Annotated in this window: 11 protein-coding genes; 5 read left to right on the top strand and 6 right to left on the bottom strand. The window is 55.7% G+C overall.

Annotation, left to right across the window (positions count from 1 at the left end):
• The 3 genes from Q0510_RS02735 to Q0510_RS02725 all read left to right on the top strand — a co-directional run.
• Positions 1 to 330 (top strand): metallophosphoesterase (locus Q0510_RS02735; RefSeq protein WP_298708007.1); only part of this gene is annotated, 330 nt, incomplete at its 5' end.
• Positions 218 to 736 carry a metallophosphoesterase gene (locus Q0510_RS02730; RefSeq protein WP_298708005.1) on the top strand — a complete coding sequence of 173 codons (519 nt, stop codon included), beginning with the start codon at positions 218 to 220 and terminating at the stop codon, positions 734 to 736. The genes Q0510_RS02735 and Q0510_RS02730, both read left to right, overlap by 113 nt.
• 92 nt (positions 737 to 828) lie before the next feature.
• Positions 829 to 975, top strand: coding sequence for a hypothetical protein (locus Q0510_RS02725; RefSeq protein ID WP_298708004.1), 147 nt, complete (start codon positions 829 to 831; stop codon positions 973 to 975).
• 99 nt (positions 976 to 1,074) lie between these two features.
• Here Q0510_RS02725 and Q0510_RS02720 read toward each other — a convergent pair whose 3' ends face one another.
• Positions 1,075 to 1,479, bottom strand: coding sequence for a hypothetical protein (locus tag Q0510_RS02720; protein ID WP_298708002.1), 405 nt, complete (start codon positions 1,477 to 1,479; stop codon positions 1,075 to 1,077).
• 84 nt (positions 1,480 to 1,563) lie between these two features.
• Entirely contained in the window at positions 1,564 to 2,787 is a 1,224-nt protein-coding gene (locus Q0510_RS02715) for an MFS transporter (protein WP_298708000.1), read from the bottom strand.
• A 94-nt stretch (positions 2,788 to 2,881) separates the two neighbouring features.
• Here Q0510_RS02715 and Q0510_RS02710 point away from each other — a divergent pair, with 94 nt between their 5' ends.
• On the top strand, positions 2,882 to 3,766 hold the full coding sequence (locus Q0510_RS02710; protein WP_298707998.1) for a LysR substrate-binding domain-containing protein: 885 nt from the start codon (positions 2,882 to 2,884) through the stop codon (positions 3,764 to 3,766).
• Between the two features lie 50 nt (positions 3,767 to 3,816).
• Here the strand turns inward: Q0510_RS02710 and Q0510_RS02705 are convergent, their stop codons facing one another.
• Entirely contained in the window at positions 3,817 to 4,395 is a 579-nt protein-coding gene (locus tag Q0510_RS02705) for a YdeI family protein (protein WP_298707997.1), read from the bottom strand.
• A gap of 122 nt (positions 4,396 to 4,517) precedes the next feature.
• Between Q0510_RS02705 and Q0510_RS02700 the strand changes: the two genes are divergently transcribed.
• On the top strand, positions 4,518 to 5,015 hold the full coding sequence (locus tag Q0510_RS02700; protein WP_298707995.1) for a hypothetical protein: 498 nt from the start codon (positions 4,518 to 4,520) through the stop codon (positions 5,013 to 5,015).
• A 93-nt stretch (positions 5,016 to 5,108) separates the two neighbouring features.
• Here the strand turns inward: Q0510_RS02700 and Q0510_RS02695 are convergent, their stop codons facing one another.
• The 3 genes from Q0510_RS02695 to Q0510_RS02685 form a co-directional block, all read right to left on the bottom strand.
• Positions 5,109 to 7,097 carry an OmpA family protein gene (locus tag Q0510_RS02695; RefSeq protein ID WP_298707993.1) on the bottom strand — a complete coding sequence of 663 codons (1,989 nt, stop codon included), beginning with the start codon at positions 7,095 to 7,097 and terminating at the stop codon, positions 5,109 to 5,111.
• An 18-nt stretch (positions 7,098 to 7,115) separates the two neighbouring features.
• A complete protein-coding gene (locus tag Q0510_RS02690) occupies positions 7,116 to 8,126 on the bottom strand; it encodes a type IX secretion system membrane protein PorP/SprF (protein ID WP_298707991.1) in 1,011 nt (336 codons plus the stop codon).
• 30 nt (positions 8,127 to 8,156) lie between these two features.
• The coding region (locus tag Q0510_RS02685; RefSeq protein ID WP_298707990.1) for a gliding motility-associated C-terminal domain-containing protein at positions 8,157 to 8,694 on the bottom strand (538 nt) is incomplete at its 5' end.

Here is an 8,694-nt window from a genome sequence, read left to right as displayed (position 1 = left end):
GTTCTCCCCACATTCACCACCAACGATCCCAAAGCCACACAAGTCAGCTTCGCGGTGGTGAACGACATCCATCAGCAGAACGATGTGATGAAAAAACTGCTGGGGCAGGTAGACTGGAACAACAACCAGCTGGTGTTCTTCAACGGCGACATGCAGAATAATTCCCGCAGCGAAGCGCAGATCTTCAGTTCATTCATGGATACCGCCATCAGCGTATTTGCTGACCGCATCCCCATGTACTACGCCCGCGGCAACCACGAAACGCGGGGCGAGTTCGCCAGCCAGTTCCCCCGTTATTTCCCCTCCGCCACTCGACACAGGCGAAGATAAGCCCGATTCCGACATCGAGTATACCGGCATCGCCGATTACGACGCTTACCGCACCCTGCAGGCCACCTGGCTGAAGGAAGCGCTCCAGCGCCCCGAATACACGGAAGCGCCTTACAAAGTCGTGATCGCACATATCCCGCCTTTCGGCGGATGGCACGGGGAAGAGGAAGTGCTGGAGAAGTTCGTGCCGCTGCTGAACCAGGCAGGCGCGCAGGTAATGCTCTCGGGGCACCTGCACAGGAACGTGAAAAAGTTGCCACAGGCCGGCGCCTGGCAATTCCCAGTCCTGGTAAACTCCAATACCAGCATCGTGAAAGCGAAAGCGGATGCCAGCCAGTTGCAGATCGAAGTGTTTGACCTTTCCGGCAAAAAGATCGACGAAGTAAAATTGAAACCTGCCAAATAAGGGTTATCCCTATCTTTGCCCAAAATTTCAAGATACATGCGACCGCTATACCATGGAATTGTGATGGCTACTGTAATGAGCGTGGTGAGCTGGTGGAAGATCTGAAGCAGAAAACACCCGATATCGGCAAGCATATCAGCGAGCAGCAGGAGTGGCTGAAGAAGTATTTCTCAAAAGGGAAAGCCGGGCGTAAATCGATGTTCACGAAACTAACCTGGTTCGGCATCCCGCTGAATTAACCTTTTATTACCCGCTTACCCATAAGATATCAGAAAGCCCGCTCAGTGAGCGGGCCTCTTTTTTCTCGAACATTTATCAACCTAATATGAAAAACAATCTTAGAAGAATAATATCCACAGCACGGCGGCGGTGTTGGTGGCGGAAGGTTTGAGGCCGAGGAATTTGGCGAACTGGCGTACCGTCAGGATCGTTTTCATCTTACCCATGAAGCCATTGTTCAGCACCCCGAATTTGGAAGAATACTCACTGGAATTGGAGCTTTTCAGGGGATTGAGATTGTTCCGGTCCAGCAGGTAAGTGGATACCAGTTTCAATATCGTGGGCTGCTGCTTTTTGGTCAGGCCCAGCGAAGGCGTGAGTACTTTCATGATTTTCGCGGAAGTGGTCGCTACATTCACCACGCCCGTGGCGGTTTCTGTTACGGATTGATCGAAATGGCGGGCGGAAGCGCTGCCACCGGCGAAAAGGCAGATGGCCAGCAGGAGCAAAATCGGTTTTCTCATAGTTCCTTTCCGGTTAATATGCAATCTTAACAACAAGAAATTCGATTTGGTTGCAAGGGGTCCCTGATTTTTTTCGGGGCTGCGTCAGGATGCATGCCGGATAGCGGCAGGTACTGTGGAGATAGCGCGTACTACCGTGGCTTTGCGGATCATGAGGGAGATGAAAACGTTCGCTGTGGCCAGGGATACCAGCACCCACAGGAACGCCGGAACGCCCAGCCCCTGGATCATGAGCCCACCCACAAAAGGCGTGGCCGCCTGGGCGATGAGTTGCGGGCGCGCGAGTTTGCCCATCGTACCGGCATAGCCTTCCGGGCCGAATAAATGTAAGGGAAGGGTGCCCCGGAGGATGGTGCGCATCCCGTTGCCCAACCCGTACAGGATAATGCCCACGGCTGCAATGGCGGGGCTTCCCAGCAACAGGGCCACGCCCGACAGCACGCCGGCACAGGATATGGCAATGCCGGTCACCGGCGACTTCTTCGGGAATACCAGGTCGAGGAGGCGCACGCCCACCTGGCTGGGGCCGAGCAAGGCGCCGAGGCCCACGGCGGCGGCAAGGGTAATGTTATTGTCCAGCAGGATGTCTATCAGGTGGACCGATATCGCCGTCATCATTACCGCGCCAATAGTAAAATTGACCATGACGAGGTAATACACTTTCGACGCCCCGGCAGCAGCAGGCGCCGTTGTTTTCCGGGGTTCACCGGGTACCGGCGCCGGTTGCGGCGCTCCCGCCGGGAATGCCCATTTATAAACAGGCAGGATGATCAGCAGCAAAGCCGCGGCATAGATGAGCAGCGTGCCCCGCCATCCGAATTGCCCCAGCAGCAGCGTCAGCAATGGCCAGATGATGGTCGTACAGAAACCCGAGATGAGGGTGATGTAAGTGAACGCTTTGCCCGCCGAAGCGCCGTAACGCTTGCCGAGCGCTGCAAAGAGCGCATCGTACAGCCCCATGGCCATCCCCGCGCCGATAACGATCCAGCCGAGGAAGAACACCAAAATATGCGGCGCCAGGGCCGCAATGGCCAGTCCCGCCGCAATCACGATCCCGCTGTACTTCATCACCTGCTCCCCTCCCGCTTTCCCCACGCGCCTCCCGATGGCGGGGGCCATCAGGCCGGATACGAGCAGCGCCAGCGACAAAGCGCCGTATACCCACTCGTGCGGCCAGCCCGTATCCCTTACGATCGGTTCTCCAACGATGGCCATGAGAAAGAAAGAACCGCCCCACAAAAGGATCTGGGACAGGCCCAGCACGAGGCTGAGCACGCGGGACGGCGATGTATGTGCAGCGGGAAGCATATGGCTCCGGTTTGATACGGTGCAAAGTTCCAGACATTCGCTAAATTTGAAAAATGGTATTTTTCTATCACATCCATCGATAAAACCGATCAATATGGAACTGCGCCAGTTACGGTATTTCATCAAGGCGAAAGAGTTGCTCAACTTTACGGAAGCCGCGCGGCAGCTGCACATCAGCCAGAGCACGCTATCCCAGCAGATCGCGCAGCTGGAAGATGAGCTCGGGGTGCTACTGTTCGACCGTATCGGTAAACGGGTCGCGCTCACCGAAGCAGGGCAGTTATTTTCCGGGTATGCGCTGCAAAGCATCCATAAAGCCGAAAGCGGCCTCCAGGTGCTGCGCGACCTCAACAACATGGACACCGGCGAAATCCGCATCGGCCTCACCTATGGCCTCCGCCCCATCCTCGCCCCATCACTCATCCGCTTCATGCAAACCTGGCCGGGCATCAAAATACAAGTGGTGCTCGGCACCTCCGCCGAGCTGCTGGAAAAACTCGCACACCTCGACCTCGACTTCATCCTTACCTTCCACGAAGCCGAAAAAGAAAAGCACCTCCGTTACCAGATGCTCTTCGAATCGCCTATGACCCTCGTCATGGCACCCAACATGCCGCTGGCGAAAAAGAAAAGCGTCAGCCTGGAAGATGCCGCCCGCCTGCCGCTCGCATTGCCCTCGCAGGGATACAGCACCCGGGCGTTCATCTCCCACGTCTTATCCCAGAAAAACCTCTCCCCCAACATCACCCTGGAGATCAACGACATCAATATGCTCCTGGAAGTGATCCGCTCCGGATCGTGGTACTCCATCCTTGTGCGCACGTCCGTTAAACAGGAAGACGGCGTAGTGGCCGTCCCCATCACCGGCAAAGGCATGCAGCGCAAGGCCATGATCATCTCCCTCAACGAATCTTATGAAAAGAAATCCGTGACGGCGTTCCACCGCCTGCTGAAGGAAATGTCGAAAAGCATGGGATAAAAAAGCCCCGGCGCTGGCCAGGGCGTATGTATATCAGGCAAAATCCCGCATCAAAATTGTTTCGGCTTCTTTCCTTCCGCCGCCAGCTGCGCAATTTCATCGATCCGCTTTTGCCGCGTCTCCGGCCGCTTGGCCATCGCGATCCATCCCAGCATCATTTTCCTTACCGATTTGCTCAACCCCATGAAATATGATTTCGAGCCCTTATGCGCCTTGAAAGCTTTCTCCAGGTCTTTCGGCACCAGGCCCTCCTCCACCTGGTCGAGCCGCGACCAGGAACCGTTCTGCTTCGCAATTTCAATACACGCCATCCCCGCTTCCGTCATCAATCCCTCCGCGATCAGCCTTTCCACTTTATCCTTATTGATTTTCGACCAGTTGCTGGAAGGCTTGCGGCGGGTGAAGTACTGAATGAAGGCCCCGTCGCCGACGGTCTTCCGCGTACTGTCGATCCAGCCGAAGCAAAGCGCTTCGTCCACCGCGTCGCTCCACTCCATGGAGGGTTTCCCGGTTTCTTTCTTGTACATCGTCAGCCACACCGATTGCTCGCTGCGATGGTGCTTTTTTAACCATTGCCGCCAGGCCTGACGGCTTTCAGGGGTAAAAGTGGGGATGTCTTGTTTGGGCATAACCGAAAGTAAGATATTCATAGCGTAAATATACCCGGGCGGATTGACAGCCTTATGTCAGCAGGGCTGGCAATATTTTGCCATTTTTATCAAGAAACGTACATTGACCCATATTTACCATCATGCCGTTCCGTTCCGACCTGACATATAAAGCCATTGCCATGCAAGGCCATCCCTCATTTGATGCGAATTTTGCCGTAGAATGGGCCACCGCCATGCTGGAATTGGGCATAGAAACGCCAAATGTCCTTATGCTGGCAGGCATATCCCAACCCACCAGCTATTACGAAGTGGAACCATACCTACATGCTGCACTGAGGGAACTCCATCTACCTGAAAAAAACGGTGATTCCGCCATTATCTGCTATTGCATCTTCAGTGCGAAAAAAATTGCAAGCAAGGATCATATCAGGATGCACCTTCAGGAGTTACAAAATAATTATTACAGATTAGACCAGTCAGATCTCCTGCTCGATTTCAGTTTATTGGAATGGGCGTGGCAAGATATCGAAACAGGTTATGAAACGTTCTATTGGGAGGGCGCCAACGCCAACAATATTGAATCCATAGTTGTGCAGACGGCACAAAAATGGCTGGCAGAGCATACTCCTTTATTATGACGGTTTATCCAATAAAAAAGCGCCGGAAGTAATTCCGGCGCATTGCTAGTCTGTGGTGTATTCGTTACGTTCTGTTTGAAAATAACCCCTTTGCTATCGTTGGAGGACGCGCAGTTCGGTCCTGCGGTTCTTTTGATGTTCTTCTTCAGTACATTCCACCCCGTCGGTGCATTTGTTTACCAACCGCGATTCCCCGTAACCTACGGTCCGGATGCGGGAGCGGCTGATGCCTTGCCGCACGAGATAATCGGCGGCGGAAGCAGCGCGGCGTTCAGACAGCACGATATTATAGGCATCGGTATGCCGGCTGTCGGTATGCGCGCCTAATTCCACGACTAACCCAGGGAAATTTTCCATGAGCGCCACCAGCGAATCCAGCACCGGGAAGCTCTCCGGCCGGAGACGGTAATCGTCGCGATCGTAGTAGATATCGGGCAGTTCATGCACGCTGCCGGGGCGCGGCACCGCCATGGCCAGCTGAAGGCTGATCTTCACTGTATCTTCCCCTCCTGCCGTGAATTTCTGCGGGGCCGACCAGCCATTCCCGGAGCCCGACGCTGATACGACATACCGGTGCCCGTCCAAGATCACCATGTATGCCTTTCCATCATCCGTTGTAAGCAGCGTCCAGTATTCCTGCCGGTTTTCGTCCGTCAGTAGCACCGTGGCTCCGGTGGCTGGTGTTGTTGATCCCTGTTGTAACACAGTCGTTTCAAGTATGATTATCTTCCTACCCGGCTCCATCCGCTGCGCGTTGGCCGGCGCCGCTACGATACCGTAAAGATCGTCGCTGCCGGCGCCGCCCGTCCTGTTGGAAGCAAAAACCTCGCTGCCGGACGCATTGCTGCGCAGGTAAAAATCGTCGCCGGGAGAATTGTAGCCGTTCCTGAGATTGGCTGGCGTAGCCCAGCTATCTTTCCCTCCTGCAACCACGAACAAGTCGAACCCGCCCATGCCGGGATGGCCCTTGCTGGAGAAGTACAGTTTCCCTGCTTCGTTGATCGTGGGGAAGGCTTCTTCGTCGGGTGTATTGATGGCGGTGCCACAGTTCTTCGGAGTGCTCCAGCTGCCGTCGGACTGCCGTTCGCAGAACCAGATATCGGTTTTGCCCTGGCCGCCGGGCAGGTCGCCGGTGAAATAGAGCGTTTGCCCGTCTGCCGCCACGGCGGCGTGGCCGATGGAATACTGCGGATTGTTGTAAGCGAAGGGAACGGGCGCTTGCCAGCCTTGTTGCCCCCTCACGCTCACGAACAAATCGAGTCTGCGGGTACGGTATCCCGCATCAGGCCCGCCACGCTGCACGGCTGGTTTGCCGGGGCTGGTCACGGTGATGTACGCCGTGTCGCCCCCCGGCGAAAAAGCAACCGGACCAACATGGTACCTGAAATTATTCAATACGTTATCGAACCCGCGGATCACCGTGGCATCGGGTGCGCGGTGAACGGTATCGACTACATACATTTTCTGGAAAGCATTGCCCGTCCTGCGGTATTCCTTCAGCGAGGCTTTCTGCCGGGGATCGAGCATGGTTTCGCGGAGGCTGTCGGACATGAACACGAACCTGCCCTCACCGTCCCAGGTGGCGCCCCAGTCGGATGCCGGGGTGTTGAGTTCGCGGAGGTTTTTCACCGGTTGCGGAACGGCGGTCATCCAGACCATTGCGGAATCGCATCCCGCCATGCGGCTGGCGGCTTCGGCGCCGCCCTTCTCCTGGTATTGCGCGTAGATGGCTTTGGCAGCGGCATAATCGCCGGTGCTTTTCACCGCGTCGCCGTAATGGAGAAAATCGGCAGGAACGGCGTCCTTGCATTCGGTGACTTTCCGGTAGGTGTCCACCGCTTTTTGATATAGGTTCAGCTGGCGGTAACAGTCGGCCAGCATGCGCATGTGTTCCGTCCTGAAATATTTTCTTTTCGCCGCTTCCTCAAAATAAACGGCGGCTGTACTGTATTCGAAGCGGAGGTAATGCGCCGCCGCTTTGTCTTGCGCCGGGCGCTGCTCCTGTGCGTAAGCGGGGCTGGCCAAAAGCCCTGCGCCGAAGCAAATAATGCCCGATAACTGCCGGATCACGCGTATGTTCATGGGTTTGATGCTAATTGATTAGAAATACCTCGGACTGATGATCCGATCGCCGTTTTGTTTTCTGGGGAAAAGTAGCCCGATGGAAATCTCGTGCGATCCCGACTGGTAATTGGCGATTCCGCTGATCGCGAAGTCGTAGGAATAGCCGATCCGGAGCCTGTCTGACGCGAAATATTCCACCATAGCGCTCGCCGCATTCGCACGGCGGAGGCCGTCCTGCAGCTTTTCCTTATTCAGCAGGGGCACCGACGAACGGTACGATCCGCCGATCCAGATCTGGTCGGAGATCAGGGCGAAAAGGTTGAGGTCTACGTTGGTGGGGCCGTTGAAATCTTCCTTGATCATGATGGAAGGCTTCAGCCGCAGGTGCTCATCGATGTTGATCATACCGCCCGTCGTGAAATAGACGTGGCGGGTTCTTTTGATGACCATGTAATCGCGGGCGTGGCCGGCTACATATACGGTGTTGTCGAGCGTTTGCGAAAACAGCTGGAGCACGGAAGCGCCTGCATAGAACGCCGGCGTGTAATAGTACACCCCGAAGCTCGCATCCGGTTTGAAGGTGCTGATTTTACCCGTGGGCGCATAAGGATCGTTGGGATCGGTGAGCTGCAGGGAGTTGCCTGTAACGCTGTACTGCGCCACGCTTACATTGAACCCGAGGTTCAGCCTGCGCGAACCGGATTCGTTCAGGGGAATGCGGTAGGCGTAGGAACCGGCGACGGACATATATTCCTGCGGACCGGATTTATCCCACAGCGCCTGGATGCCCAGGCCTACTTTCTCGTTATCAGCCCAGCCGGGCAGCCCGTCGAAAGAAATGACACCGGTGGTGGGGGCGCCGGGGAAATCCACCCATTGCTTGCGGAAGGTGGCGTTCAGGTAACCATCGCCGCGGTAGCCGGCGTAAGCCGGGTTCACAGCGAGCCCGTTGAACACATACTGACTGAACTGCACTTCCTGTTGGGCCTGCGCCGGGAGTACGGCGCTTGCGGCCAGGAGCATCAGCAGATATATTTTATTGCGCATGAGCATGTTTTTTGGTCGTTCAGGAATCGGTTATTTAAGCAATTGAATCCAGCCCTTGATCACTTTATGACCTTGCGGGGTATCAACTTTCAGGATGTAATAATAGGTGCCGCCGGAGAGGCCGTTGCCATCCCAACGGTTGTCGTACCGCGGGTTGTGGTACACCTCATTGCCCCAACGGTTGAAGATGGTCAGCATGGTGCTCCGGAACTTGTGCAGGTCAGGAATCACGAAGCGGTCGTTGATGCCGTCGCCGTTCGGCGTGATGGCGTTGGGGATGAAGAAGTCTTCTTCGCCCACGTAGATGATCACTTCCGCTTCATTAGACAGGGTGCCGTGTGCGTCGCGAACGCGGTACCTGAATGCTTCCGCGCCTTTGAATCCGGGCAGCGGGGTGAAGGTGATGGTACCGTCGGCGTTGACGCTGACCGTTCCCCTGGCGGGCTGGCGGGAGATGATGATGGTAGTATGATCAAGCGACCCTTTATCATTCACGGGCACCGGTATCGTTGTGCGCTGGTCCGGCCGTATGTTAACGGTATCGTTCACTGCTTCCGGCATCACGTCT

The sequence above is a fragment of the uncultured Chitinophaga sp. genome, from assembly GCF_937874145.1.
Classification (GTDB): Bacteria; Bacteroidota; Bacteroidia; order Chitinophagales; family Chitinophagaceae; genus Chitinophaga.
The sequence above is the reverse complement of the archived record's forward strand: the minus strand, read 5'-3'. Positions and strand labels throughout refer to the sequence as shown.